The organism is Streptomyces sp. PA03-1a, from assembly GCF_033792805.1.
Taxonomy (GTDB): Bacteria; Actinomycetota; Actinomycetes; order Streptomycetales; family Streptomycetaceae; genus Actinacidiphila.
On sequence record NZ_JARAVO010000001.1, the window covers coordinates 71437 to 97634 of the forward strand.

General features: G+C 69.9%; 33 protein-coding genes. 18 read left to right on the forward strand and 15 right to left on the reverse strand.

The features are described 5' to 3' along the window. Positions 1–267 precede the first annotated feature (267 nt). A complete protein-coding gene (locus PV341_RS00380) occupies positions 268–1245 on the forward strand; it encodes a helix-turn-helix domain-containing protein (protein ID WP_500329163.1) in 978 nt (325 codons plus the stop codon). Between the two features lie 30 nt (positions 1246–1275). On the opposite strand, the gene PV341_RS00385 is transcribed toward PV341_RS00380, so the two are convergent. Further along, positions 1276–2283 carry a PP2C family protein-serine/threonine phosphatase gene (locus PV341_RS00385; RefSeq protein WP_500356292.1) on the reverse strand — a complete coding sequence of 336 codons (1008 nt, stop codon included), beginning with the start codon at positions 2281–2283 and terminating at the stop codon, positions 1276–1278. Between the two features lie 106 nt (positions 2284–2389). Between PV341_RS00385 and PV341_RS00390 the strand changes: the two genes are divergently transcribed. From PV341_RS00390 to PV341_RS00400, 3 genes are read left to right on the forward strand one after another with little or no spacing between them, the layout of a single operon-like run. Further along, entirely contained in the window at positions 2390–2524 is a 135-nt protein-coding gene (locus PV341_RS00390; RefSeq protein ID WP_500329165.1) for a hypothetical protein, read from the forward strand. Between the two features lie 35 nt (positions 2525–2559). After that, positions 2560–2853 carry an SDR family oxidoreductase gene (locus PV341_RS00395; protein WP_500356293.1) on the forward strand — a complete coding sequence of 98 codons (294 nt, stop codon included), beginning with the start codon at positions 2560–2562 and terminating at the stop codon, positions 2851–2853. 48 nt (positions 2854–2901) lie between these two features. After that, positions 2902–3375 carry a cupin domain-containing protein gene (locus PV341_RS00400; RefSeq protein WP_500329167.1) on the forward strand — a complete coding sequence of 158 codons (474 nt, stop codon included), beginning with the start codon at positions 2902–2904 and terminating at the stop codon, positions 3373–3375. 291 nt (positions 3376–3666) lie between these two features. Here the strand turns inward: PV341_RS00400 and PV341_RS00405 are convergent, their stop codons facing one another. Beyond that, positions 3667–4188 (reverse strand): cupin domain-containing protein, encoded by a 522-nt coding sequence (locus PV341_RS00405; protein WP_500356295.1) that lies wholly within the window; start codon positions 4186–4188, stop codon positions 3667–3669. Between the two features lie 271 nt (positions 4189–4459). Here PV341_RS00405 and PV341_RS00410 point away from each other — a divergent pair, with 271 nt between their 5' ends. After that, complete coding sequence (locus PV341_RS00410; protein ID WP_500329169.1) at positions 4460–5182, forward strand: TetR/AcrR family transcriptional regulator; 723 nt, start codon at positions 4460–4462, stop codon at positions 5180–5182. 181 nt (positions 5183–5363) lie between these two features. Continuing rightward, positions 5364–6251 (forward strand): SigB/SigF/SigG family RNA polymerase sigma factor, encoded by an 888-nt coding sequence (locus PV341_RS00415; protein WP_500329170.1) that lies wholly within the window; start codon positions 5364–5366, stop codon positions 6249–6251. 26 nt (positions 6252–6277) lie between these two features. Here PV341_RS00415 and PV341_RS00420 read toward each other — a convergent pair whose 3' ends face one another. After that, complete coding sequence (locus PV341_RS00420) at positions 6278–7447, reverse strand: SRPBCC family protein (RefSeq protein ID WP_500356296.1); 1170 nt, start codon at positions 7445–7447, stop codon at positions 6278–6280. A gap of 4 nt (positions 7448–7451) precedes the next feature. Continuing rightward, the gene (locus PV341_RS00425) at positions 7452–8186 is read right to left on the reverse strand and encodes a histone protein (protein ID WP_500356297.1); all 735 of its coding nucleotides are present in this window, start codon (positions 8184–8186) and stop codon (positions 7452–7454) included. Between the two features lie 476 nt (positions 8187–8662). On the opposite strand from PV341_RS00425, the gene trhA reads away from it, so the two are divergent. Continuing rightward, positions 8663–9295, forward strand: a complete 633-nt coding sequence (gene trhA / locus PV341_RS00430) for a PAQR family membrane homeostasis protein TrhA (protein ID WP_500329220.1) — start codon at positions 8663–8665, stop codon at positions 9293–9295. Positions 9296–10090: 795 nt separating this feature from the next. Further along, positions 10091–11362, forward strand: coding sequence for a PP2C family protein-serine/threonine phosphatase (locus tag PV341_RS00435; RefSeq protein ID WP_500329173.1), 1272 nt, complete (start codon positions 10091–10093; stop codon positions 11360–11362). Positions 11363–11421: 59 nt separating this feature from the next. On the opposite strand, the gene PV341_RS00440 is transcribed toward PV341_RS00435, so the two are convergent. The 5 genes from PV341_RS00440 to PV341_RS00460 all read right to left on the reverse strand — a co-directional run bounded on the left by PV341_RS00440 (position 11422) and on the right by PV341_RS00460 (position 13980). Beyond that, a complete protein-coding gene (locus tag PV341_RS00440) occupies positions 11422–12030 on the reverse strand; it encodes an alkaline shock response membrane anchor protein AmaP (protein WP_500329174.1) in 609 nt (202 codons plus the stop codon). 19 nt (positions 12031–12049) lie between these two features. Then, on the reverse strand, positions 12050–12538 hold the full coding sequence (locus PV341_RS00445) for a DUF6286 domain-containing protein (protein WP_500329175.1): 489 nt from the start codon (positions 12536–12538) through the stop codon (positions 12050–12052). Between the two features lie 253 nt (positions 12539–12791). Continuing rightward, positions 12792–13205, reverse strand: coding sequence for an Asp23/Gls24 family envelope stress response protein (locus PV341_RS00450; RefSeq protein WP_500329176.1), 414 nt, complete (start codon positions 13203–13205; stop codon positions 12792–12794). Then, positions 13202–13393 (reverse strand): hypothetical protein, encoded by a 192-nt coding sequence (locus PV341_RS00455; protein ID WP_500329177.1) that lies wholly within the window; start codon positions 13391–13393, stop codon positions 13202–13204. Before PV341_RS00455 ends, PV341_RS00450 begins: the two co-directional genes overlap by 4 nt. Before the next feature lie 92 nt (positions 13394–13485). Then, positions 13486–13980, reverse strand: coding sequence for an Asp23/Gls24 family envelope stress response protein (locus PV341_RS00460; protein WP_500329178.1), 495 nt, complete (start codon positions 13978–13980; stop codon positions 13486–13488). 152 nt (positions 13981–14132) lie between these two features. On the opposite strand from PV341_RS00460, the gene PV341_RS00465 reads away from it, so the two are divergent. From PV341_RS00465 to PV341_RS00475, 3 genes are all read left to right on the forward strand, one after another. Continuing rightward, the gene (locus tag PV341_RS00465; protein WP_500329179.1) at positions 14133–14765 is read left to right on the forward strand and encodes an RNA polymerase sigma factor; all 633 of its coding nucleotides are present in this window, start codon (positions 14133–14135) and stop codon (positions 14763–14765) included. Next, a complete protein-coding gene (locus PV341_RS00470; RefSeq protein WP_500329180.1) occupies positions 14756–15415 on the forward strand; it encodes an Asp23/Gls24 family envelope stress response protein in 660 nt (219 codons plus the stop codon). The genes PV341_RS00465 and PV341_RS00470 overlap by 10 nt, the downstream gene beginning before the upstream one ends. 170 nt (positions 15416–15585) lie before the next feature. Next, positions 15586–15786 (forward strand): hypothetical protein, encoded by a 201-nt coding sequence (locus PV341_RS00475; protein ID WP_500329181.1) that lies wholly within the window; start codon positions 15586–15588, stop codon positions 15784–15786. 56 nt (positions 15787–15842) lie between these two features. On the opposite strand, the gene PV341_RS00480 is transcribed toward PV341_RS00475, so the two are convergent. Both PV341_RS00480 and PV341_RS00485 read right to left on the reverse strand, forming a co-directional pair. Next, a complete protein-coding gene (locus tag PV341_RS00480) occupies positions 15843–16244 on the reverse strand; it encodes a hypothetical protein (protein WP_500356298.1) in 402 nt (133 codons plus the stop codon). A 215-nt stretch (positions 16245–16459) separates the two neighbouring features. Then, positions 16460–16666: a cold-shock protein gene (locus tag PV341_RS00485; protein WP_499509778.1), complete on the reverse strand. Its 207-nt coding sequence runs from the start codon at positions 16664–16666 to the stop codon at positions 16460–16462. Between the two features lie 286 nt (positions 16667–16952). Here PV341_RS00485 and PV341_RS00490 point away from each other — a divergent pair, with 286 nt between their 5' ends. Beyond that, complete coding sequence (locus PV341_RS00490; protein ID WP_500329183.1) at positions 16953–17204, forward strand: SCO5918 family protein; 252 nt, start codon at positions 16953–16955, stop codon at positions 17202–17204. A gap of 13 nt (positions 17205–17217) precedes the next feature. Here PV341_RS00490 and PV341_RS00495 read toward each other — a convergent pair whose 3' ends face one another. Beyond that, positions 17218–17649, reverse strand: coding sequence for a DUF5994 family protein (locus tag PV341_RS00495; protein WP_500329184.1), 432 nt, complete (start codon positions 17647–17649; stop codon positions 17218–17220). A 299-nt stretch (positions 17650–17948) separates the two neighbouring features. Next, complete coding sequence (locus PV341_RS00500) at positions 17949–18515, reverse strand: hypothetical protein (protein ID WP_500329185.1); 567 nt, start codon at positions 18513–18515, stop codon at positions 17949–17951. 296 nt (positions 18516–18811) lie between these two features. On the opposite strand from PV341_RS00500, the gene PV341_RS00505 reads away from it, so the two are divergent. Both PV341_RS00505 and PV341_RS00510 read left to right on the forward strand, forming a co-directional pair. Then, positions 18812–20101 (forward strand): tachylectin-related carbohydrate-binding protein, encoded by a 1290-nt coding sequence (locus tag PV341_RS00505; protein ID WP_500329186.1) that lies wholly within the window; start codon positions 18812–18814, stop codon positions 20099–20101. A 123-nt stretch (positions 20102–20224) separates the two neighbouring features. Continuing rightward, a complete protein-coding gene (locus PV341_RS00510) occupies positions 20225–20578 on the forward strand; it encodes a VOC family protein (RefSeq protein ID WP_500329187.1) in 354 nt (117 codons plus the stop codon). Between the two features lie 178 nt (positions 20579–20756). Here PV341_RS00510 and PV341_RS00515 read toward each other — a convergent pair whose 3' ends face one another. After that, entirely contained in the window at positions 20757–20930 is a 174-nt protein-coding gene (locus PV341_RS00515) for a hypothetical protein (protein ID WP_500356299.1), read from the reverse strand. A 171-nt stretch (positions 20931–21101) separates the two neighbouring features. Beyond that, a complete protein-coding gene (locus tag PV341_RS00520) occupies positions 21102–21410 on the reverse strand; it encodes a hypothetical protein (protein ID WP_500329189.1) in 309 nt (102 codons plus the stop codon). A gap of 162 nt (positions 21411–21572) precedes the next feature. Between PV341_RS00520 and PV341_RS00525 the strand changes: the two genes are divergently transcribed. From PV341_RS00525 to PV341_RS00540, 4 genes are all read left to right on the forward strand, one after another. Beyond that, complete coding sequence (locus PV341_RS00525) at positions 21573–22568, forward strand: helix-turn-helix domain-containing protein (protein WP_500356301.1); 996 nt, start codon at positions 21573–21575, stop codon at positions 22566–22568. 1148 nt (positions 22569–23716) lie between these two features. Continuing rightward, positions 23717–24898 (forward strand): alanine racemase, encoded by a 1182-nt coding sequence (alr, locus tag PV341_RS00530; RefSeq protein WP_500329191.1) that lies wholly within the window; start codon positions 23717–23719, stop codon positions 24896–24898. Continuing rightward, entirely contained in the window at positions 24895–25914 is a 1020-nt protein-coding gene (locus PV341_RS00535) for a D-alanine--D-alanine ligase family protein (protein WP_500329192.1), read from the forward strand. Before alr ends, PV341_RS00535 begins: the two co-directional genes overlap by 4 nt. After that, entirely contained in the window at positions 25911–26180 is a 270-nt protein-coding gene (locus PV341_RS00540; RefSeq protein ID WP_500356302.1) for a hypothetical protein, read from the forward strand. The genes PV341_RS00535 and PV341_RS00540 overlap by 4 nt, the downstream gene beginning before the upstream one ends. The last annotated feature ends 18 nt before the right edge of the window (positions 26181–26198 follow it).

Below are 26198 nucleotides of genomic sequence, written 5' to 3' on the forward strand. Positions count from 1 at the left end.
CGGCAGGCGCTTTCCGCCCGATCGCGCCCATGACCTCCCCGCAGGTTGATGCAACAACCCTACATATTGCTTGACGCGGCAAGGAAGTCGCGGGGAGGGATCGCAAGGATGCGCCCTGCGGACAAACCGCAGTCTTTATCTGAATTCGGCCCATACCCGGATGAATCGATTTAGCATGCCCCTGTTGGAGCTGGCGGCGGCCTCGGGCACGCCACAGAGAGGGCCCGGGCCGTCATCAGATTTCGCTTTCGCTGACGCGGTGACATCGTGAACCAGGCATTTCGTACGAACATCCTTCCACCCCACGAGAAGGCGGAGTACTGGACGGACGCAGTCCACCAGGCAGTCACCAGGCTTGAGATCCGGCCTCCAGAGGACGGCACGTTGTGCGGATCCCTCTGGCTGGCCTCGGTCGGTGCCATCCATGTGGGCCACGTCGAGGCAAGCCCTCAACGGATGGCCCGGACCAGAGGGATCATCGCCAACGACGCCGGCAACGCGCTTATCGTGAGCCTGCAGGAAGCAGGCAGCAGCGTCGTGGCGCAGGACGGACGCGAGACGCTCCTCACCCCCGGGGAACTGGTCCTGCTCGACTCCCGGCGACCCTTCTTCAGGGACTTTCCCGGCAGCTTCCGTCAGAACATCGCCTCCATCCCACTCGAGATGCTGGACCTTCCCGATGCGTACCTGGCCCGCGCCATCGGCCGGCCGTATCGCCCAAACCACTACATCGGCGGAATCCTCGCCGCGTACGTGACCAGGCTCGCCGCGGCGGCGGCGTCCGAGACCTGCCTGGCAGGAGCACAGCAGTACCTGGAGCGGGGGATGCTCGACGTGCTGACCGCGCTCGTGGCACACGACGGCAGGCTCGACGCCGACGTCACGCCCACCGCCGAGGAGACGATGCGGCTGCTCGTGCGCGACTACATCAAGGCCCACCTCGGCCGACCGGAACTCTCCCCGGCCGTGATCGCGGCCGCGCACCACATCTCCGTGCGCTATCTGCACAAGTTGTTCCAGGGCGAGGACATGACGCTCAGCCGATGGATCCACCACCAGCGGCTGGAAGCCTGCCGTGAGGATCTCGCACGTCCTGACCTGGCCGGGTTGACCGTGGCGACGATCGCGCAGCGATGGGGTTTCGTCAGTCCCGCGCACTTCAGCCGGACCTTTCATTCCGCCTACGGCATCTCCCCGGCCGCGTGGCGCCGAATGGTCCTCGCCGATCTTCCCGGGCACCCTTGACCGGCGGCTACGGCGAGGTGCCGTTCATGATCAGCGCCAGCGCATGGGCCTGACGCCTTCCGACGGGTCGGGGTCCGCCGGGCAGGGAAGGACCGCCCCACCCCCCTCTCCGTGGCGGGCCAGCGCGATCATCGCGAGATCGTCGGCCGGCAGGGCACCACAGTGGGCGACGATGTCCTCGACGATCTCCGCCAGGACGTGGTGCAGGCGCTCGTGACAGAAACGGTGCCGGTCATGCCAGGTCCACGAGGTGGCGCGTTCCAGGAGCGGGAAGGAGGTCCCGCTGCAGTCGCGGGCCTCGATGAGGCCGTCGGTGTACAGCAACAGCGTGTCGTGGGGGCCGAGTTCGAAGGCGTTCTCATGGGCGCGGATGTCGCACAGCGGGCTGAGCCCGAGCGGCGGGCAGGGCGTGCCGGGCAGCAGGACCAGTTCTCCCGAGCGTGCCCGCACCGGGGGCGGATGGCCGAAGTTGACCATGCGGGCGTCGGGCTCACCGTCCGGCACCTCCAGGATCAGCGCCGTCGCGAAGCGTTCGTCCGCGTCGCAGCGTGCGTCGTCGTCCGCGTCGGCCAGGTACCGCAGGAAGCTCTCCTCACGGAAGGCTCCGAGGATGGCGATGACGTCGAGGAACGAGGGCAGCCCTCTCCCCCGGACGTCGCCGATGATGATGCGGGTCGCCGCGTCGGCCCGGGCGACCGCGTAGAGGTCCCCGCCCACCCGGGCCTGCCCGCCGCAGGCGTGGTAGACGGAAGCGAGGTCGAGGCCGCCGACACGCGAGGGAAGCGGTCGCAGCAGCACATCTTGCACGGCGTCGGAGACGGCGAGGGAACTCGCCACCCGCCGGCGGTACAGCCGGAGCAGCCTGCCGCATGCCACGGCCGCCGCCGGTGCCGCAACCAGCTGCAGGAGACGGCAGGCGCTCTTCACCCGACCGCGCAGGGGAACGGCCGCGCAGATCGTGAGTACCCCCAGCAAGGCCCCCGCGATGGGCACGAGCCGTACCACCCGCATGTCGTCGAATTGCTTGAGATCAGTCATGCCGCACCTCTCCTTTCCCACGCACCCGCCCTGTCGGTGGGAGGCTGCGGCGGCCGCCGGGGCGGACGCTCATCGGGGATCCGGTGGTCGTCGCGCCACGACCGCCGTGAAGACGTTCGAGGAGATGTCGTGGGACGAGTTGGGCACGAAACTGGAGGAGGAGATGCGGGCCGCGTTTCTGGTGACCAAGGCCGTCGTCCCCGGCATGACGGCGCGCGGCTACGGCCGGATCGTCTCATGAGCACCGGGACGAGCCGACAGCCCCGGGAACGGATGGTGGCACTCGGAACCTCGAAGGCGGCCCTGAACCAGTTCGCCCGCTACGTCGCGCAGGAGATGGGGCCTCGCGGGATCACCGTCCACGTGGTGGCCGCGAGCCCGGTGGACGAGACCAGCATCGCCGATGTCCTCGGCGACCTGCACAGGAAGCGCCAGGCGGCGCAGACCGTGCTCGGCCGGATGGCCAAGCCCGACGATGTGGCCCGGGCCGTCGCCTTCTACGCCGGCGAGGACAGCGGGTTCATCACGGGCACGGTCGCGGGGGTCAACGGCGGCGGGGCCTGGGACTGACCTCCTGAGGAACCACCGGCACCACTACACCTGATCGAAGGAGTCATCATGGAGTCCATGGCCACCGCCCTGGTGGTGCAACCCGGTGAGGCAGCCGGGGCGTCACTTACCGACGGCGCATTCGAGCTGCTCGCCGACGGGGGCGCGGTGAGCGCCAGTCGGCTCACCCTCGCAACCGGCGCCGACGGTGCACCCCCGCACCACCACAAGCTCTCCCACGAGCTCTTCTACGTACTGGACGGGACGATGCTCTTCCGTCTCGGCGACACTCTGACCACGGTGGGAAAGGGCGGGCTCGTCGTCATTCCGCCCGGCCTGCCGCACGTGTTCGGGGCGGCAGAGGGTGAGGTGGCCGACGTAGTCGTCGTGCTCAGCCCTGGCATCGAACGGTTCGGCTACTTCGAGCAGTTGGCCGCCATCAGCCGTGGCGAGGCGGAATTCGCGTCACTTCTCCCCGAGCAGCACCGCTACGACGTGCACTTCGAGGACCTCCCCGACTGGCGGTCAGGCCCGTCGGGGTGATTCCAAGCCGACGCACTGCCTGGATCGGCCCCAGGGAGGCCGAGCTCCCGTCACCGGCGGCCCCGCAGAGACAGAGGTGGCCCGGTACGGCCACCTCCGTCTGGCAGCGCGTGGCGTACATTCCATCGGCGTGAGTAGCCGGGGGCGGCATTTCCGGGCTATAGGGACGGTGGCGTTCCGGCGGGCCAATCCACCCGTGCGCCAATGCCCGGCGCACGGGTGGATTGCAGCAATGTACACGACCGGTTGTCTATAGCGCCCAGCGGATGTGCCCGTTTCTGGGCGACCAGGTCAGCTTTCCGGCATCACGGGCGAGTCGATGTCGAGATCGCCGAGCGATTCCCCGTACACGGCGAATCGCTGGGCGTCCCAGACGGGGGCCGGCACGCCCGGTACCGGCTCGTCGCCCCTCATGAAGAGGACCTCGGGACCGCCGGGGGTGAACAGGAAGAGGAGCTTGGCGTGGCGGGTGCTCTTGTTCAGGAAGCGATGCCGGGTGCCCGGCGGAACGTACAGGAAGTCCCCCGATCGCGCGATGATCTTCTCGTCGCCGTTGAGGAACTCGAGTTCACCGTCGAGGAGGTAGAAGGCCTCGCTGTTGCGGTTGTGGACGTGCGCCACCGGCCCGGCGCCGGGCGGTACGTCCGCCTCGACGAAGCCCAGGTGCCCGTCGGTGACGCCGGTGTGGACCTTGACCGAGTAGACGCTGTCGGACACCCACTTGGTGATGCCTTCGCCAGCGGGCACATGGATGGCTCCACGTTTCGTCCAGCGCGGGTCGTCGGCGTCTATCTGCAGCATGGGAAGACTCATCCAGAACTCCTGACAGTGGTAGCAGGCGCGGTCGACCCCGGCGCCTGACAGTCGTCAGACTAGCCGGTTCTGACAGCTGTCAGGCAAGTGGGGTCCGTTCCTCCTGTCGGCGCCCGCACCGGTTTCCCGGCGCCTGGCCGCTGCGCGGGCGGGTGGGCCGCTGCGCGCTCCTGTCGACGCACGACGGTAATCTTTGGACCGGACGCCGCCTCTCGTAGCCGATCCGAGCCCTCGATCCGACCGGGCGGTTGCGGGCCGCGGCTCAGGTGGCGTGGCTTCCGACCGGCGGCAGGGATTCCGTCGCTCGGCCGAGGAAACCAGGAGTACGAGCGAGGTGTCAGTGGCGGAACACGGCGCGATGGACGACAGGCAGGACCACCGCCGTCGGGTGAGAACGCCACAGGTCGACCTCACCGATTCCGAGATCCTCCAACGCGGACTCGAAGCCTTCGCCGAACTGGGCTACCCGGGTGCGTCCGTGCGCGAACTGGCCAAGCGCCTGGGGGTCAACCACAACTTCATCAACGACCGCTTCGGTTCGAAGGAGAAGTTCTGGCGCGCGGCGGTCGACCATGCCCTCAGGGCTCCCATGCGGCAGCTCGTCACCATCCTCGAGGGTGACCTGGACGATGTCGAGAAGTTCAAGTGCGTCGTTCGGACCTATCACTCCCTGGCCGCGAACATGCCCCACGCGAACCGCATAATTTCCGATGAGTCCGTTTTCGAGTCAGACCGTCTGAACTATCTGTACAGCGAGTACACCGGCCGATTCCTGGACAAACTCGAACCGCTTGCGCAGCGGCTCATTGCTTCGGGCCGGATGCCGCCCATGAACATGGACGTACTGTTCAGCGCGCTCACGGGACCCGCAGTCGTCATGGCCCAAAATCAACTCGTGCGCCGCACGAACGAAGCGGGGGATCCGCGGACCGACGAGTGGCGGCAAAAGACGGACTCCTTGGCCGAGGTGGTCATTCGAGGGCTGCTCAGCTAGAGATCCACCTCATGTGGCCCGCCCCAGGGCCTGCGGATCGGGATCGTGGACGAGGCTGCACTACGGCCGACGGCGCCCGGAACCGTTGACGTCTCCCGGCGCATCATGGTGCGGGCCTGCATGAGACCGGCTGTTCGGGGCACACGGTGACTGACACGGCGGACAACTCAAGGGTGATGACGTGACGGTATCCACGCAGCAGTCCACGGACGTCATCGAGTACCCTGCGGGATCGGCGCCCACACGGGCCCTCCAGGACGCGGGTCTGCCGTGGATCGAGGACGCCGGCACCATCGCGCCGAAGGATGCCCGCCAGTTGTCGAAGCTATTCTTCGACCGGCTGCAGAGCATCGAAGAGGGCACAGCCGCGTACAGCTACGCGCGCAACACGCTGATCGAGATGAACGTGTCTCTGGTCCACTTCGCCGCCCGTCGTTTCCGAAGCCGCGGTCCCGAGGAGCAGGAGGACATCCTGCAGGTCGGCACCATTGGCCTGATCAAGGCCATCGACCGGTTCGACCTGAGCCGCGAGGTCGAGTTCACGACCTTCGCCGTTCCCTACATCGTCGGAGAGATGAAGCGGTTCTTCCGCGACACCTCCTGGGCCGTGCACGTGCCGCGACGCCTGCAGGAGTTGCGGGTGGAACTCGCCAAGGCTCGTGACCACCTCACTGCGGTCCTCGACGCCCCGCCCAGTGTGGCGGAACTGGCGGCGTACCTGGAGATCGGCGAGGAGGAGGTCATCGAGGGTATGGTCGCCGCCAACGGCTACAGCGCCGGCTCCCTCGATCTGCCCACTGACGAGGAGGGTGAGGGTGGCAGCCGCTCCTACGCCGACACGATAGGTGCCTGCGACCCGGCGATCGAGAAGGTCGAGGACTTGCGGGCGCTCGCGCCCATGCTGGACCAGTTGGGTGAGCGCGAACGTGTCCTCTTGCAGATGCGGTTCGGCCAGGAGTTGACTCAGTCCCAGATCGGCGTCGAACTCGGGCTCTCCCAGATGCACGTATCCCGGCTGCTCTCGCGGCTGCTCTCCAAGCTCCGTGCGGGGATGCTCACCGACTCCTGAGCCCGCGTCCTCCTGGGGGTGGCTGATCATCGCCGCCTGCGGCCGCCACGTGCCCGCCCGGAGGAGCGATCAGGACTCTGCTCCTCGTCCTCCTCTTCGCCGCCCTCCTCCTCTTCGTCGCCCTCCTCTTCTTCTTCGTCCTCTTCTTCTTCGTCCTCTTCTTCTTCGTCCTCGGGGTACTCGTCCTCCTCTTCCTCTTCGTCCTCCTCTTCGTCGCCCTCCTCTTCCTCTTCGCCCTCGGGGTACTCGTCCTCCTCTTCCTCTTCGTCCTCCGGGTACTCGCCCTCCTCTTCCTCCCCCTCTTCGCCCTCGGGGTACTCGTCCTCGTCTTCGTACTCGTCAGGCTCCTCCGAGCCTTCCTCTTCGGCGGCCTGCTCTTCTTCCTCGATGGCTTCCTCGTGCGTCCGGACCACTTCGCCGTCGCGGATCTCGCCGCGCCAGCCGTCCGCTTCCTCGTCGGTGAGGGTCACGTAACGCTGGAAGTGCTTGAAGTCCAGGCGCAGACGACGCCCTTGGGCGCGCCAGATGTTTCCGGTCTTCTCGAAGAGGCCAGAGGGGTAGTACTCGACCACGAGCACGATGCGGGTGAGGCTGGGTGCCAATTCGTGGAAGCTCACGCAACCGCGCGTGGTGCCCTTGGCGCCCTCCGAGGTCCAGACGATGCGTTCGTCCGGCACCTGCTCCTGCGTCGTGGCCTTCCACCCGCGGGTCGACGGACCCACCTTGACCTTCCAGTCGCTGTCCGCCTCCTTGCCCCGTGACGCACTGCGGACGCCCTTGGTGAAGCTGCTGAACTTCTCGTACTGAGTCCAGTGGTCGTAGGCGAAGCGCAACGGCACACCCACGTCCAGCACCTCAATGATGTTCATGACCTTGGGCGTACCGGACTTGCGGCCCTTGCCCCCTCCGCCGCCGAACACCCCCTTGACCTTGTCGACGACGTTGTCCTTGATGCTCTTCGCCTTCTCACCGATCAGAGCCTTGACCGGTGAGTCCCCTTGGAGCATTCGCAGGCCCGCCTTGGGGAGCACACCGCCCCCGTCAGCTACACCCTGGAGCCCGCTGGTGACGTCGCCGAGTTTGTCCGTGGCCTTGTCCGCCAGATTCTGTACCTGGGCCCCCAGGAAGCTCGTGAACGCGCCGCGCAACTGGTCGAGCCCCGAGCCCTGTTCGCCTTCGCGTGTCGTGCCGGCCATGGGCCTACCTCCGCCGTGTGGATGCCTTCTTCGCCGCCGTCTTCTTCGCCGCCGTCCTCTTGGCCGGAGCGGAGGCCTTCTTCGCAGCTGCCGTCTTCTTCGCGGGAGCGGAGGACTTCTTCGCCGCCGTCGTCTTCTTCGCGGGCGCCGTCTTCTTCCCTGTCGTCTTCCTGGCCGGCGCCTTGTGGGGAGCCGCCTTGGCGGGGCGGCGGGTTCCACCAGGACTGCGCGCACCCTCGTCCCGGCCCGCTTCCTTGCGAGCTGCCCGGCGACGCCTGGGCTCGGGCTTCTCCGGTTCCTCCTCTTCCGTCTCTGCCTCACCCTCGGATGTTCCCTCCTCTTCCTCCTCCTCGGGCTCCTCGGGCTCCTCCTCTTCCTCTTCGTATTCGTCCTCGGGCTCCTCCTCTTCCGGCTCCTCTTCCTTGCGCTTGCCTATGCGCTCAGTGCGTGCCTGCAGGGAGTCGGCCAGCGCCGAGAGCTTGCGGTCGGCAACCGCGCCCATCGCCTGACGGCCGGCTTTCAGAGCCTCACCGCGTAGCTGCTCGCTGAGTTCTTCGAATTGCGGAAGTTCTCGCAGCCTCTTGACCCCTTCCGTCAGCAGCTGTTGGGGTTCGAGGCCGACCCGCCGTCCGGCCAGGTAGGTCGCGATGCCGAAGGCCAGCCGCCCCTTCTTGGTCCGGCCGAGGATGTAACCTCCGGCCACCGCGACGGCAAGAGCGACTTTGGGTACGTCGTTCATCGAGTTTCCCTTCGAGAGGGTTACCGAGCTGGTGTTCCGGGTGGCGCCCGCCGTCGCCGGGAACGGCGGCTCGCTCGTCAGGGCGAAGCGCCCACGTGGGGTGGCGGGCAGTGGCCGCGCTGCTCGCTCCGCTATCTCCAGTCTGGGTTGTGACGTCAGCAGGCGCATGTGGAGAGCGGAACGCCATGGAGAATTGCGGCCACCCGATCCGCGCCTCCGCGGTCCGTGAGTCGCCCTGCCACCTCATGCACCGACGTGGGCGGGCTCCTAGCATGGGGTGTATGTGCGCAGATGACGTCCAGCGGCCTCTGAGGCAGCCGGACTTCACGGCCCACGCCGTGCCCACCAGCGCAGTTCCTGGTCACAGGGCAGACGGGACGCGTCAGCGAGCGGTCGGTCTCGCCGAGGCAACCGGACACGGAGCCGCGGGGGCCGCCCACCAGGTTGGCGAGATGGCGGAGGCGGCCGCCGGGGCCATGGAACCGCTGAAACCGAGACTCCGTGGCTGGTTGCACGCCGGCATGTTTCCCGCCTCACTGATCGCGGGCATCGCACTGATCTGCCTTGCACGCACGACTTTGACGACGCTCGCCTGTGGAATCTACTCCGCCTCCGCGTGGCTGCTGTTCGGCACCAGCGCGCTCTACCACCGCGGCACCTGGCGTCCTCGCGGGGAGACGGTCCTGCGCCGGCTGGACCACGCCAACATCTTCGTGATCATCGCCGGCACGTACACACCCCTGACCATGGTCCTGCTTCCCCAGCACAGACGGGCCGTCCTGCTGGGACTCATGTGGGCCGGCGCACTCGCCGGAGTCGCCTTCCGGGTGCTGTGGGTGGGGGCACCCCGCTGGCTGTCCACCCCTTGCTACCTTGCGCTCGGCTGGTCAGGCGCCTTCCCCCTACCGGACTTCCTGCGCGTCGGCGGGCGCGTGGTCGTGGTCCTGATCGTCACCGGCGGAGTTCTCTACACCGCAGGCGCAGTGGTGTACGCGACGAAGCGACCCGATCCCTCTCCGCGCTGGTTCGGGTTCCACGAGGTGTTCCACACCTTCACCCTGGCTGCTTTCACGACCCACTACGCGGCGATCGCCCTGGCCGCCCTCTGACCGGCATGTGACCTGCGGATCCTGGCGTGCGCAGCGGGGTCCGTGGAGCGTAGCGTGGGAAGTGTCCGTCCGGCCGGCCGTGTGAACACCCCACGAGGCCCGGACCCCACCCGGGCGGGTCCAGGCGGTCCAGCAGCGTCGATCCCTTCCGGCATGCCGCGGCCGGGAGCCCGGCAGCAAGGGGACGTACGCCTTCACGCGGGAGTGGATTCCGGCCTCTGATCGGCAGTGACAAGCCTTTACGGGAGGAGCTCATGGCCGTACAGCACCGTTTGGTGGGCGGGTCCCCAGAGGAGGTGTGGGCCGCCCTCGCCGACGGCTCGCGGTACGGCGAGTGGGTCGTCGGCCCCTCGCATTCCCCAACAGAGCGACGACCGGTGGCCGCACGTCGGGTCCTCCATCGAGTTTGATCCAGCTCCGGCACGGCAGCATGCTCGGCAGGCTGGCCGGCGCCGTGGAGAACGACGTCAGTGAGCAGGAGAAGGCGAGTTGACCCGCGGTTTGCGTGCGCGGGCCGGCGCTGACGGTGCTCCGAGGCGTCCCTGTTCGCAGCGAGGATACGGGTCTCCATGGTGGTGCCATGGACGGCAGCACCGCCGCCCCACGCCGGCAATCGTCTTCCTTGTCCCCGGCACCGGACCGCTGGTGGCTACGGTAGTCGTGTGACAGTCCATTCGATGACGGTGTGCGATCGATCCAACACTTTCTGATGTACCGGAGGCGGTCGTGGGGGCACGGAGACGTTTACACGAGGGCCTCGCGATCCCAGGCGAGACGCGGCCCGACGGCCTGCCCGTGGCACTGTCCGACCGACGGCGGCTGGCCGCGGTGGAGGCGACCGGGTTGCTGGACACCGGCCCCGAGGCGGCATTCGACGACCTGGCCCAGCTCGCGGCCTCGGTGACCGGCTGCGGGCGGGCATTCATCACCCTGGTCGACGAGCGTCGTTCGTTCTGGAAGTCCTGCGTCGGGGTGGACGCCGGGGAGGTGGCCGAGCGGCAGATCCCCCTCCGGGAGAGTTTCTGCCCCTTTGTGGTCGGCCGGCACGGGGAGCCGTTCGTGGTCGCGGACGCCGCCGCCGACCCCCGCACGAACGGCCATCCCGCGGTCACGCGTATGAAGATCGGAGCCTGGGCCGGGTACCCGATCCTCGCCCCGGGCGGAGAGGTGCTGGGCAGCATCAGCGTGGTGGATGAGAATCCGCACGCCTGGCAGCCCCAGGAACTGGCGGAACTGGCCACGATCGCCCGCGCGGCCAGCAACGAGATCAACCTGCGCACCTCGCTGGCCGTTGCCCAGGACGCCCTGGAGACCGCAAGCACGCTGGCCCGCAGCCTCCAGGACAGCCTGTTGCCCCCGGTACTGCAGAAGGTTCCCGGCCTGGAGACGGCCGCATCGTACTTGCCGGCGGCCGGTGGCAGCACCGTGGTGGGCGACTTCTACGACCTATTCCGGGCCAAGGGGCCTTGGTGGTGCACCGTGATGGGCGACGTGTGCGGGAAGGGCACCGAAGCCGCCAAGGTCACCGCCCTGGCCCGCTACACCCTGCGCGCCGAGGCCACCCAGCACAAGTCCCCCGCCTCGGTGCTCGATCACCTCAACTCCGCCCTCATGGAGCAGCGCAAGGGAGAGCGGTTCCTGACCGCCGTCTACGCCACTTTCCGCACCACACCCGCGGGAATCGCGGGGCGGCTGTGCACCGCGGGACACCCCCCGGCCCTGATCCGCCGGGCCAACGGCCGCATCCAGGAGGTCGGACGGTCGGGAAGCCTGCTGGGCATCCTCGCCGACGTCAGGCTGACCGACGTGCCGTTCCGGCTCGCCCCCGGCGACGCGCTGCTGCTCTACACCGACGGCGCCACCGAGGCCCGGGCCCGTCGCACCGCGTCTTCCGGCGCCCGGCCGCAGTTCGGCGAGGAAGCACTGGCCTCCGCCTTCGCCGCCTGCCGAGAAATGGATGCGCAGGGCATCGTCACCCACCTCGGCGACCTCATCGCCGAGCACACGGGTGACTGGGCCAGCGACGACACCGCGCTGCTCGCCCTGCGCGTCCCCCCGCGTCCCTGATGGGGCGTGGGACGGAGCGGGCGGCCTTGCCGGTGCCCACCGCGCCCGATGAGGGCGCCCTATTCGACGCGGCGTGCTTTGTGCCTGCCGACGTCGAAGCGCGCCCGGGTGGGCAGTTCGGTCAACCCGGTGCTCTCGCGCGCGTGCGCGACCGGGCCGTGACACAGCGCCTGCAGGACCGGGGCGGGTACGGCGTGATCCGTCAGCGTGACGGCCACGTCGAGCCGGGGGTGCGCCGGGCGTCCGCTCAAGTGGGCGCCCGCCCGCCCGACGCCGGGCAGAGCGCTTGCTTCGGCGGCCACGGCGTCGCTGAGGGCGCGGCCGCGCAGTTCGACACCGTCGGGCGGAGGCGTTCCGCCCAGGTGCACCGAGCCTGGACGTTGGCGTCGGAACTGGGCGATCAGCCACAGGAGGGCCAGGACGGTCGCCAGCGTGAGGCCGGCGATGACGGCGGGCCACCACCACCAGCCCTGGTCGCTCCAGCGGATCCGGTCCGCGTTGCTGAGCAGGACGTCATTGTGCGTGGTCAGCGGCCAGCCGGCGGGCGCAGCCACGTGAACCCGACGGTAGAGGTCGAGAGCTGCGGTGAGGATCAACAGCCCGCCACCCAGCAGCACCAGGCCGCTGATGGCCAGGAGGAGGCGGTTGAGTGTGGATCGGCCGTTCATGGCGCGCTCCCGGGCGGGGTCAACGGGTGTGGTGTCGTAGGCGGACCGCCAGCCGTGGGGCATGTGCCAGAGCGAGCTGGCGGCACTGGTCCTGCAAGGCCTGGGTGAGGTCGTCGCGGACGGTCGCCGGGTCGCGGAAGCGAACGTCCGCTCGGGCGATGACGCGGCGGCGTCCGACCCGGACCCGGGCTCGGGCTATGCCCGGGACCCGCATCGCGGCGTCGCGCAGCACCAGTTCGGCTCCCCGACGGTCCAGCCAGGCCCGCAGTCCGGTACAGCCCTCGGGGGCCCGCAGCGGCAACTGCCGGCGCAGGCCTGGGGTGAGCGCGAGGACGAGCAGCCACAGGCCGAGGAGGACGGCGACGCAGGCGCCGACCAGCAACCACAGGTCGTCGACCGGGCGGCTGGCCAACTCGTCGGCGAGACCGCTGCGCCACGCCCCGGCGCGCTGCCCGGCACGCACGGCGATCACGTCGTACAGCACCACCCCGAAGGCGCAGACTGCCACCAGAGCCACCACGGTGGCCGGGATGCGGCGTGCCGACCACAGGCGAGGTGACCTCGCCCCACGGCCGTCGCGCGCCGGCGACCTCGCTGCGGGAGCACGGATGCCGGGCCGGCCCGGGTCTGCGGCTCTTTCGGTCTTGGGCCGCGACGCATGGCGACCGGGAGGTGCGATACCGGAGGGGAGAGTCATGGGGGGTTCCTTGGTCTGTGCGTGACGATGGCCGGTTCCGTCCGGCGCCGCCGAGGCGGCGGGGTCACTGAACACGGTCGGGTCCGCCGACGGTGGCCAGGCGCCGGATCGTCAGCGTGACGTCACGGACGTCCAGCCCGGTCAGTTGGGCCACCCGTTCGGCGACCTCGCGCTGCAGTTGCCGGCAGGTGACGGCGATGTCAGCGGGGTAGGGAAGGTCCACCGACAACGCCAGTTGTGCCGTCCCGCCGTACGTGGTCGCACGAGCCCCCGGTGCGGCCAGCTCCGTGCGCGGCTGCCTCGGGCCGACGAGTCGGCGCAGCGCCGTGCCGGCGACCCGGACGGCGATGCGGGCCACGACCCGGTCGGGTATCACCGTCGCGCCACGCGCGGCAGGCGGCACGCGGCCGTGGACGTCGTCCGCAGGCTCGCCGGGGGGACGGCCGGACGAACCGGCGGCACGGGTGGTGGTGTTCACCGTGGCCGCCTGCCGGACACGTCCCGCTGCCGCCGGGTGAACACGTCGGCGTCACCCTGCAGGACGAGACCGACGCCCAACCCCACGGCGCCCAGGACCGCTACCAGGAGGAAGGCCCAGAACCCGCCGAAGAAGCCGGCGAATCCCAGTGCCATTCCGGCTGCCAGACCCACTGTCGCTGTATTCATGATTCACTCACCTGTCCCGCGCCGGCGTGTGCCGCCGCCTCGGGCGCGCTTCGTGCCGCGTGGGTGGACCCACCGACGGCCCACTGACGGGGTCATCGGACGCGGCCCTCGCCCGGCTCGGTTTCGTCTTCCTCTTCGTCGTCGGGCAGCTTCACGTCGTCGACGACGAGGTTCACCTCGACGACCTCGAGGCCGGTCATGCGTTCCACGGCGGAGATGACGCTGACGCGGACCTCTGCTGCCACATCGGGGATGGCGTAGCCGTACTCGACGACGACGTCGAGGTCCAGCGCGGCCTGGCTCTCGCCCACCTCGACCTTCACCCCGCGGCTCACGCTTCCGGTCCCGCCGCCGGGGACGCGTTCGCGCATGGCGCCCATGGCCCGGGCCATGCCCGCGCCGAGGTTGTGGATCCCGGGGACCTCGCGAGCGGCGGTTCCCGCGATCTTGGCCACGACGCCGTCGGCGATGGTGGTCTGGCCCCGCGTTTCGGGGGAGGTGTTCGCGCCGGTCGGCCCCTTGAGCATCGTCCCGGTCCCGGCGGAGCCGTCCTGTCCGGTGAAGGGACGGTCGGTGGTGTCCGTCATGGCAGTCGCCTCGATCAGTTGCTGCGGGCACCGGTACGGCGCCCGTCACAGGTTTGGACACATCCGGGAGGCAATTCGTCATGCATATGCGCGAACCGGCATCACATGCCTGAAGGCGGGCACGCGTAACAGCGCAGGGAGGAGGTGCGGTCATGACGCACAGCGCCGGCACTTCCTCGCGCCGATCGGCCGCACTCGGCACGTCCCCGGGCCCCGTTCCCCCAGGCCTGGCCGACGGCCTGCCGTCCGCGCCGGACGACCTGCTGGCGACCCGGGCCGGCGAAGGCGACGAGGAGGCATTCGCGATCCTGGTGCGGCGTCACAGCCGCCCGCTGCTCGCCCTGGCCTTCCACACGCTGGGCAACCTGCAGGACGCCGAGGACGCCGTCCAGGACGCTTTCATCAGCGCCTGGCGGCGCCTGCCCGATTTCCGTCACGGCGCGGCGTTCAGGACCTGGATGTACCGCATCACCGTCAACCGCTGCCTGAACTCGCTGCGCCACCGGCCGGCCCCGGTACCGTTGAACTCGGTGGCCGAACCCGCCGCCCCCGGAATGCGGAGCTCGCCGGCGCGGGCAGCCGAACAGGACGCCCTCACCGACGCCCTGGCCGGTGCGCTCAGCGCGCTGGAACCGCAGCAGCGCATCTGCTGGATCCTGCGGGAACTGCACGGACTCCCCTACTCCCAGATCGCCCACGTCACGGGCACCACCGAGCAGACGGTCCGCGGGCGACTGTACCGGGCACGACGAACCCTGAAGGAGGCACTGGGCCCATGGCGCTAGACGACCATCCCCCCCGGCCTCCGGCGGACGGCTGCCCCCTCGACGAGGTCCGCCGTCACACCGGCGACGAAGTGCTCACCTGCGGGCGCACTCTCAGTCACGCCTGGGAGCAGGCCAGGGACACCGGTCCGCCCGTGGACCCCCACCTCGCCGAGTGCCCTTACTGCCGCGATGCCGTCGACGGCCTGGCCGCACTGGACATGGCGACGCAGGCGCTGCGGGAGCAGGAACCACCCAGCACACAGAGCCTCGTCTCCCGCGTCATGGACATCGTCCGCAGCGAGGTACTGCTGGGGCCGATGCTGCCGCTGGGCGACCCCACGCGCACTCTGCGGATCGCCGAACACACCGCGGCCGGCGTGCTGCGGAGCGCCGCGGACTCGGTACTCGGCGTCACGACCGCCAGTTGTCGCCTCACCCGAGCCGACGAGCCGACGGGCATACGCGTGAGCATCGCCCTGGCCGCCGCTCTGAACCGCCCTCTGCCCGAGACCGCGGCACTGGTGCGACACGCGGTACGGGACGCCGCGCACAACGCGCTGGGCCTGTTGGCGGCCGCGATAGACGTCACGGTGATCGACGTACGCTACGCCGGATGGTCGCCGAGCATCTCGGAGCCCGCGCACGGCGGGCCGGAAACCGGCCCATGACGGGTTGCGACCCTGCCGACATCCGCCGGAGCGCCGCTGAGGCCGCCCTCGGAGTCGACGGGGTGCTCGGCTTGCAGCCCACTCTCGCCAGCCGTCTCGCCCGAGCCGCTTCACGCCCGGTTCCGGGATCAGCACACGACACGTTCGCCTCGCCGCTGTCAGGCATCCGCGTGGCGCGCGACCCGGACGGCTCGGGCTGGCAGGTGGAGATACGCTGCGTCCTCGCCGAGGGTCACCGGGCCGTGGACGTCGCCCGCACGGTCCACGACCGGACCCGGGCGTCACTCATGCCGCTCGTCACGGCCCACGGGAGCGGGGAGGCCCTCACCGTGACCGTCACCATCACCCGGATCGCACGGAGACGTGCGTGATCCGGCCCCGAATGGGCCCGCGTCCACCGTCGTTGCTGCGAAACGGCGTCGAGAGACTAGGGATTCGTCTCCCGCTTCCCGCGCGGAGGCCCGCCAGACGGCTCCTGCGGGTCCACCCCGGTGGTTTCCGAGGCGTCCTCCGTCCCGCCGGGACGGCCCGAGGGGCCCCGTCGCCCCGTGTCCTGGATGCCCCTCTTGCCGGACTTCCCTGACCGCTCCTCGCCGCTGCGGGAGATGCCTTCCACGGGCGTGCCTTCCAGCGAGTCCTCAATGTCCTGCGGGCTCGGCTCGCGGTTCTTCCCGCCCGGCGCATAGGTGTCCGGGTGGAAGGAGCGATGCGCGCTCGGGTTCTCCTCCTGACGGGTCGCGTCCACATCCTGCGACCATCCGTGCTGGTCATCGCCCTTGAACCGGCTCGGACCCTCGCCCTGCCGGCCCTTACTGTGCTTCTTCACCATGACAGCCTTCCTTCATCAACCCCCAGAGGAATGATTTGCCCTATCTGCAACCATGCCCAATATTCGACACTCAAACGGGCATGCGCGGGGCCACAGGGCGACGTCGCCGTAGCGACCGGCGAAACCTGAGAGCCACCGCCAGTGGGACTGCCGGGGAATACGGAAGGGGCCGGCCCCCCGAAGGGTGCCGGCCCCGACCCTGATGCTTTCCGACGTCAGCCGATCGGAACGATGTTCTCGGCCTGCGGGCCCTTCTGGCCCTGCGTGACGTCGAAGCTCACCTTCTGGCCCTCCTGGAGCTCGCGGAAGCCCTGGGTGGCGATGTTCGAGTAGTGGGCGAAGACGTCAGCGCCGCCGCCGTCCTGCTCGATGAAGCCGAAGCCCTTTTCCGCGTTGAACCACTTAACGGTGCCAGTTGCCATGATGAAGCATCTCCTTCTGGAGCAGTTGCCTGAAGTCCACACTGCGCGGACTCCTGTCGCCGCAATGACCCTCCGGAAGGACCGGAAAAACAAAAATGCACCTGTGGGTCAGGTGCACATAACGTTCATGGGTACCAAAACTGCAACACATCAAAGCTAACACACATGCTCCGCCGGCGGTGGATCACGCTGACCGAATTATTCGTGTCCTTCTCCTGTCGCTCCGGCAGCCTTACTGTGCGACGCTGACCCCCCGAGGCACATCCGACCATCGTGTGGAGACCCAGTGCGCTGCATCATCGCCGGTTACCCCTTCGACCTCACCCCCAGCGAGGTGCAGCAGGCCATGAGCGGCGTCTCCCCCGAACCCCTGGCCGGCGAGTCCGTACGTATCGGGCAGCAGTACTACCCGGTCAAGCAGGTGGGCGCCGTAATCACCCGCCAGGACCGACGCGACTTCACCGCGGCGGAGGTCACACGTGCCATGACGCGCCTCGGATTCACCTGCCACACCGTCACCGCCGCCACCGACGTCTGATCGTCGGCGGCCCTCACCTCGGCGGGCACCCGGCGCGGGGGCCGTCGGAAGCGACGACGGAGTCCATGAGACGGCGCGCCTCATCAGGCGTCGCGCCCGGAGGCACGACCAGGAGGTCGCAGCGGCCGACCCCGTAGGACACCAGACAGATGGTGTTCGGCCGCGGGGTCGCGGCGACCCGGTTGATGTGCATGCTCCGGCCGCCGAACCGCAACTCCTGCGGCCCCATGCGCCACATCGGACCGCTCACCGTGATGCGGCTGATGCCCGGCCAGCGTTCGTCCAGGGCCGCCAGCAGACCGGGCAGGCCCTTGCCGAGATCGTGGGTCCGCGGCCACCACACGCCGTCCAGCCAGTGCGGCCCCAGGTCGCGCCGGACCAGCCTGACCCGGACGGGCCCTTCCTCGGCCCCGGGGCGGGCGGCCTGCATGCTGCCGATGGGCATCCCACCCACCCGTCCGTGAAGCGGCGGCGAGCCGATCGTCGTCGCGGCCATGACGCCGCCTTCCGGCCCGGCTGGCGCGCCGGGCGTCCTGTTCCGACGACGACGCCAACGCTGATGCCAACGCACGAAATGCCTTCGGTGCCCCCACCGTACTCCTGATTACCGACGATCAAGGCCGTTATGGCTCTGACCAGCGAGAACGGAGGCTCCACCTGGCTCGAGGCCGGTGGGCCGCCCCGGCGGCTCCTCAAGCGGCCCGGGGACCGCGGCCCGCACCGCCTTGAGGTGCAGCTGTTCAGCTATTCATTGCCGGCGGCAGGATCCCCGTCACCGAGCCCCACCCACCAGCTTCCGCTGTCCTTCACCAGGAGCAGTTCCTGCCGCTGCCCCGTCTTGTCATAGGTCAGGACGATGTCGTTGAAGTACGGGACCGTTCCTTCGACGACCACGGCCTCGACATGGCCCTCGGCTCCGTCGGAGTACTCACGCACGAACGTCGCGGCGTCCTCCTGGGGGTGCTCGTACGCCGGACCGGACAGCTTCGCCAGCCCCTCGACGTCTCCCGTCTTGAGCCGCTGTACGTACACCTTGATGAGGGTTTCCACCTCGTCGGAAGTCTCCGCCACATCCGGGTAGTCCGATTCCTCGGCCCGGACCGTCACATCGACTCCCGGCGAATCGGCGAGCGCGTAGGGCGTCCGGAAGAACGCCGCCCAGAGACCGAACGCAATGCCGGCGACGGCCACCAGGGACACCGCCCCGGCCACCGGAACGGTGCGGCGCAGTCCGAGCTTGTGTCTGATGCTCAGGTCGGCCGCACCGGCATGCGGAAGTTCCACGCCTCTTGGACGCACGGTTCCCCCCATTGCGATGTTTCTCCGTGTCTTATGGAGACGGTCGTGGTGATCTTCACATGAAATTGGTCTGTCCGCGACAAGAATCGCGCAGTCCACCAGCGCGCCCGGCGCACCGTCAGGACGCAATGGGCCAGGGACGTTTACGTCCATTCATCTTCTCTTCCAAGCCGCGTGACCTGCGGCGAGAGTAGTTCCTGCCACCGGGCGTCGCACCCGAGACATCCTTCACAGCTGCACCTGCAGGGCAGCTGTTTGGGCCGGGGATGTGCCTTCGCCCGCTCGAACTACCCACCGCAGGAGAAATCATGAAGCTGGGCCATGCCGTCCGTCGTACCACCGCCGCCGTGGTCGCCGTCAGCGCGATGTCCCTCGGCTTGGTCGCGACCACCGCCGGAGCCGCGCACGCCGTCGCGTCGTGCACGGGTGACGTGTCGATGTACGGCACGCTGTCCGACGGCCGGCTGACGTACACGCAGATCGAGCCGAACACCGGCGACCGCGTCAAGACGCTCATCGGCCCGAACCTCGGCTTCACCCCCAAGGCGATGGCGTCCCTCAACTTCAACACGGTGCTGGTCACTTCGACCGCCGGCGACCTGTACCGGGTCGACGTGCAGACGAACAACACGTCCCTCACGCTCGCGGGCGTCGTCAAGATCTGGGACGGCGGCTGGACCTTCGACAAGTTGGTCTACGACGGCGCGGGTCACCTCTACGGGACGGTCGACGGCCAGCTCCACCAGTACTTGGTGTCGCAGGCCAAGCCCGCAGGGTCCGCCCACATAGGCCAGCACGTCGTGATCGACACCGGCTTCGTCCTCAAGACGCTCGCCGCCGCGGGCGACGACCGCATCATCGCCTCGACCGCGGACGGCCGACTGCTCAGCTACAAGATCAACGGCGTGAACGACTGGGACAGCTCGGTCCTGAAGCCGAGCGGCTGGTCGGCGGTGGACTCGCTCTCCTCGCCGGGCGGCGGCCTCTACTACGGCCGTACCAACGGCGGCATGTACTGGTACCACGACTCGGACCCGACCGACGGTGACGGCAGCGACATCGCGTACCACTCCGACGACCCGGTGGACGCGTCCGGCTGGACCCAGAGCCTGCTGTCGGCCTACGCGAACAACTGCGCCTACGTGGCGCCGGCCCCGCCCAAGTCCGTGCAGGGCGGCACCATCTACCGCAACGAGGTCATCGCCCGGGCCAAGGACTGGTACAACCGCAACATCCAGTACAGCCAGAGCGCCTACGCCACCGACGTCGACGGCGACCACTCCTACCGCACCGACTGCTCCGGCTTCGTCTCCATGACCTGGCACCTCACCACCTCGCTCACGACCGAGACGCTCCCCAGCGTGAGCACGCAGATCAACAAGGCCGACCTCAGGCCCGGTGACGCGCTGAACGACTACTCCGACCACGCCGTCCTCTTCGCGGGCTGGAAGAACCAGGACGCGGGCACCTTCTACTACTACGCCGAGGGCAGCACGGCCACGGACATGAACTACTCGACCGCGAACGTCTACAGCGGCGACATCGGCGGCCACCCGGCCTCGTCGTACGTCGCCCTGCGCTACAAGAAGATCGCCTGACGCCCCACCCGACGCCTCGAAGGCCCCGCCGGTCCCCGCGGGGCCTTCGAGGCGTCCTCGACCCGGAGCTCCGAGCGCTTCAAGCGCCTGCGTGCGAAGGGGCGGCAGGCCTACACTCGGAAGATGACCTTGGAATGGGAACAGGTAATCGTTCACTCGGTGAATCCGGTGGCCTTGGGGCAGTGGTGGGCCGAGGCTCTCGGCTGGGTCGTGGTCCACTCCTCCGACGACGAGTTCGAGATCCGGCCGGAGCCGGATCGCATGCCAGGGTTGGACTTCGTCCGGATCAACGAGCTCAAGCAGGGCAAGAGCCGCCTGCATCTCGACTTCAGGCCCGATGACCAGGACGCCGAGGTGGCCCGTCTCGAGGCCCATGGCGCCAAGCGCGTCGACATCGGCCAGGGTGACCAGTCGTGGGTCGTCATGGCGGACCCAGAAGGCAACGAGTTCTGCATCCTCGGCAACCGACGTCAGTGAGAACCCCCGCGCCTGAGACCGATCCACTCGGGCGGACCGCGGCGGCCGACGCCCACCAGCGATAAAGGGCGGCGCCCCTTCGCTTCGAAGGGGCGCCGCCCTTTGCATGTCCGGCGGCGTCAGTACGAGGTGTTCGCCCGCAGGAAGGTCAGGCGGTGTCGGGTGGTCGCGGGGCGGCCTACTGCCAGCCTGCGTCCGCCGGGGTGACCTGCCAGCCGGCGTCGGCGACGAGGACGGAAGAGGACGGAACCGCGTCGGCCGTGGACGGACGCGTGACCACCGGGGCGGCGAGAGCCTCAGCGACGACGAGAGAGCAGACCGCGGCGACCTTGGCGATTCGGTTGCGAAGCATGCCTGTTTCCGTTCCTTCCGGAGGAGAGATGCGATGTCCGGCCCGTCCTCGCGTCCCGCGGTGACGCTCGGCCCGGCCGGTGACCAATAGGTTCGTCGCAGCTCAAGCCTGTGGAAAGGCTTCAGGGATGGACGGAAAGGGCCTTGGACTGATGCGTCCACACGGGCCGGTTCAGTCCACCGTCTCGGGCAGGAAGGCCAGCGGCATCAGCGGCACCCCGGCGCCGGTCAGCAGCGCCGTGGCCAACTGCGGTACGTCGCACAGCAGTCGGCGGCAGACCCGAAGGGCCCGCTCCTCCGCCTCATCGAGCCCGCCGGCCAGCAGATACAAGCCGAGTGTGAGTTCGGAGGGAGAGGTCGGGTGCACGGCGACGTGCTCGACGCGGTCACGGGGGACGATCGCCGATCGCACCAACGCCTTGACGTTCTGCGGCAGCTCCTCGTCGGAGGGGAGTGCCAGATGTGCATGGACCAGGTACATGCGCTCCAGAGTCTCAACCGAAATCGTGGTCAAGTCCGTTTGCACATTGGACCGTTGGGGCCCTGGCCGGTTCCGTCCTGCCTCCGTGACGATCCCCCGCCGCTCTGCGAAGATCGCCGTCGAACAGGGGATGCCGTACGCAGGAAAACCAGGGGGAACCAGATGCTGACCGCTCTCGGACTCGATTCCGTCGCGGAGACGGTGTACCGCGCCATGCTCAGAGACCCGAACGCCGGTGTCGCGGCCCTCGCCCACGCCGTGGGGCTCTCCGCGGAAGAGGTGGGCGAAGCCCTCGACACACTGAGCGAGCTGGCCTTGGTACGCCCGGCCGCCGGGGACGCGGGCCGCCTCCGGGCCGTCTCACCGGACGTCGGCATGGAGGTCCTGATGGGCCGCCAGCAGGCCCAACTGGCCGCCCAGCAGCAGCGCCTCGAAGCCTCGCGGGCCGCCGCGGCCCAGCTCATCTCCGAGTACGCCGAGCTCCGTCCCGCCACCAGCCATCCCGGGGTGGAGCATCTGGTGGGCCTCGACCGGATACGCGACCGGCTGACCGTGCTCACCCGCGAGGTACGCGAGGAATTCCTGACCTTCGCCCCTGGCGGTCCGCAGACCGCGGAGAACATGGCCGCTTCACGGCCGCTCAACGAGGACCTGCTCGACCGCGGGGTGCGCATGCGCACGATCTACCTCGACAGCGTCCGCACCCACCGGCCCACCGTCGAGCACGCCACGTGGCTGGCCGGGCTGGGCGGCCTGATCCGCACGACCCCGTCCCTGCCGACCCGGATGATCATCATGGACCGGCTGACCGCCATGATCCCGGTCAGCAGCGACGACACCGCCGCGGGCGCCGTCCTGCTGACCGGCCAGGGCACGCTCACCGCGCTGTGCGCGCTCTTCGAGACCACCTGGGATGCCGCCCAGCCGCTCGGCGAGATCGTGCCGACCGACCCGCACGGGCTCACCGGCCAGCAGGCGACCACCCTCCGGCTCCTGGCCGAGGGCCACACCGACGAGGCGATCGCCAAGCGGCTCGGGGTGTCGCACCGCACGGCCCGGCGGATCGCCTCCGAGCTGATGGACCGCCTCGACGCACGCAGCCGTTTCGAGGCCGGCGTGCGCGCCGTGCAGCGGGGCTGGCTGCCGGCCCGGTTCTGAGGTCCGGGCCGCAGGCACCGGCCTGGTGGGCCTTTGCGGCGCGTCGGCCGCAAGACCACGTCGGACGGCGCGGGGTGTGGCTACGCTTGTCGAGTTGTCCGCGGCCACCACCGCGGGCACGGCCCGAGGGCCCCGATGGCGACACGGGGCCCTTCTCCATGTCCGGGCGGCCCCGGCCAGGGGCATCGTGAATCACAGGCCGGAGCCGCTGCCGAGGGGGCGATCGCGGCTGGCGGAACCGCGCCGGGAGCCCGCCCGGCCTTGTGCACCATCACCACACGCAACCGGGCGGGCGGCTCCGTAGGGTCGCCTAGCCTCCCACGCGCTACCGAAACCTCGGGAGACGAAGCCCTTACGACGCATCGGCTCGATCAGCGCGGACGACGTCGCTCGCCTCAGGGTGCGCACAAGGCCTGGGTTACGTTCCACCCCCGGCGGGCCTGACCCCGGGTGGCGCCGACGCCGGCGGCGGTGTCGGTGTCAGTGTCGGTGTCGGTGTCGGTGCCCGCACGTACGTCCGCTCGACCAGTCCCCCGCTGCGGCGCGGTCATCGGTCAGGTGGATCGACGCGGCGTACAGCCGGTCGAGAAACGGCACGGCGTCGCGATCGAACCCGGCGACGACGTCGGACGGGTGCGCCGCGTCGGTGCCGTCAAGGGCGCGGGGACAGCGGGCAGCCGCGGGAGGCCTGGTGCCGGAGGGGACCTGGCGGGGATGTGTCGCACAGCCGCTGATCACCTTTCTGAAGACCCGCCCCGGCTCAGGTGGCCGGGGTCCGGAACATCCAGGGCACCATCCGCGCCGAAGGCCGGGACCCCCCGGACCACACGGGGACGCGCCTCGGCGGCGGGGTGACGGAACGGTCTTCGTTCTCGTCTTTCGGTGGCAGCCGCGTTCAGCCGAAAGTCGTAGCGGCGCCCCAAGGGGTCCGACTTCCGCCCGAAGCGGACGGCCACCGTCGCTTCATAGCCTTCCTGGCATGAGCTCCGGCTCGTGCACCGCATCCGCGGGCGGCCCCGCCCGGGCTGCAGGGCCGGGCCGAGCGCCCGGACCGGCGGGAGCTCACACCTCACCCACCTGCGGTGATGCCCTGAGCCTTCCCGGTCGCAGGGCACCGGCCTGACTGTGACACCTCCGAAGGGCACCCCATGCACCGCGTTCCACCGATCGGTTCCGCCGTCCGTACCGCCGACCCACTCCGTACGCTGCCCGGTCACCGGGCCGGGCCGGAGCTGCGGGTGGACCTGACGGCGGTCGCCGCGAACACCCGGGTCTTCGCGGCGCGCGCCGCCCGCGTGATGGCCGTGGTCAAGGCCGGCGGCTTTGGACACGGCGCGGCGGAGGCCGCTTCCGCCGCCCTGGGCGCGGGGGCGACCTCGCTCGGCGTGACGTCCGTCGAGGAGGCGCTGCACCTCAGGCGCGCGGGATTGCGGGTGCCGATCCTGAGCTGGCTCAATCCGGTCGACGCCGCTTTCGAGGAGGCACTGCGGGCGGGTGTCTCACTGGCCGTTCCCGGGCACGAGCACCTGGCCGCCGTGGCCCGCGCCGCGTCCCGGACGGGCCGGACCGCCGAGGTCCACCTCCAGTTGGACACCGGGATGGCCCGCGAGGGTGCCGACCCCGGGGAATGGGCCGACCTGTGCCGTCGGGCCCGGAACGCGGAGCGTGCGGGCCTGGTCCGGGTGGTCGGCCTCATGAGTCACCTGGGCTGCGCGGACACCCCGGGCGACCCGTGCACCGACCAGGCCCTCGAGCTGTTCCGGGCGGCGACGGTCACCGCGGCCGAGGCCGGCCTGCGGCCGGCCCTCAGGCACGTGGCCGCCACCTCGGCGACCCTCACCGACCCGCGGACCCGGTTCGACCTGAGCCGTGTCGGCGCCGGGCTCTTCGGCATCGATCCGACGCGGACGACCCCGCTGCGGCCCGCGCTCACGCTGACCGCCCCCGTGGTCTCCGTCCGCACGGTCACCGCCGGGACCCGGGCCGGCTACGGGCACACATGGAGCGCCCGCCGCGGCACCCACCTGGCACTGGTGGCCGTCGGATACGCCGACGGGCTTCCCCGCGCCGCGTCCGGCCGGGCCGAAGTGCTCCTCGCCGGGCGCCGCCGCCCCGTCGTGGGCCGGATCTCCATGGACCAGATCATCGTCGACACCGGCGAGCGCCCGGTCGCCCCCGGCGACGTCGCCACCGTCTTCGGCGCCGGTGACCATGGCGAACCCACCCTCCGGGAGTGGGCCCGCTGGTCCGGCACCATCGAGCACGAGATCGTGACCGGCCTGGGCGCGCGACTGCGCCGCACGGTGCAGCAGCCGGCGGTGGCCGCATGATCCCCATGTCCGAGGCCCGGCGCGTCCGGGTCGCCGTGATCGGCGGCGGGCGGAGCGACGAGCACGAGGTGTCCCTGGCCTCCGCCGCATCCGTCGGCGCGGCACTCGATCCCACCGCCTACGACGTGCTGTCGCTCACCATCGGGCGGGACGGGGTGTGGCGGGACGCCGCCGGGCACCCGCTGGCGGGCACGCCCGCGGCGAGCCTGTCCGCGGCCCTGACCCTGCTCGCCGGCTGCGACGTGGTGTTCCCCGCGATGCACGGCCCGCAGGGCGAGGACGGCACGCTCGCCGCCCTGCTCGACCTCGCGGATCTGCCGTACGTCGGCGCCGGTGTGCGCGGCGGCGCCCTGGCCATGGACAAGTGGGCGACCAAGCTGGTGGCCGAAGCCGTCGGCATCGCCGTCGCCCCGGGCTTCCTGGTCACCGCCGCCAACGCCGACCAGGTGCGCTTCCACGGCCCGGTCGTCGTCAAGCCCGTCGCCGCGGGGTCCAGTCACGGAGTGGCCCTCGTCACCGAGGCGGCAGAGCTCGCGCCGGCCGTCGCCGCGGCGCTCCGGATCGACGACCGGGTCCTGGTCGAGGACCTCGTGAGCGGACGCGAGGTCGACCTCGCCGTGCTGCAGCGCGCGGACGGGCGCCTGACGGTCGGGCCGCCGCTGGAGATCCTGCTGGACGACGGCCGCCTCTTCGACACGGAGCAGAAGTACGACGGCGGAGCCCGGTTCCGCATACCCGCCGCCCTGTCCGCTGCCGAGCTGGACCGGCTCACCGAGGCGTCCCTCGACCTGTTCACCGCGCTGGGGTGCCGCGGAGTGGCCCGCTGCGACTTCTTCCTCACCCCCGACGGTCCCGTGCTGAACGAGGTCAACACGATGCCCGGCATGACCGCCCAGTCCCAGGTCCCCAAGATGTTCACGCACCAGGGCCTGGGCTACCCCGCACTCCTCGACGAACTGGTCCGGGGGGCGCTCGCCGCACCGGACCCGTCCTCCCCGGCGCAGGTGCGGCCGTGACCGGGCAGCACCGCCTCACCACCGACCAGGGTCCCGGCGCCGCCGCGATCCACCACGAGAGCAACGGAGGGCACCACCGCATGCACCACCTGCTGCGCACCGCCAGGGTCTACGCCCAGACCGTCTTCGACGTCGTCGTCCTGGGCACGGGAACGGACGACATCCACACGAAGCCGGAGCGCACAGCGCCTCCGCCCCCGGCGCCGGACGCGGCCACACCGATGGTGCGCGCGGATGGATCCAGGGCTTCCGGGGCGTATCGGTGACACTGGAGGCGACACCCG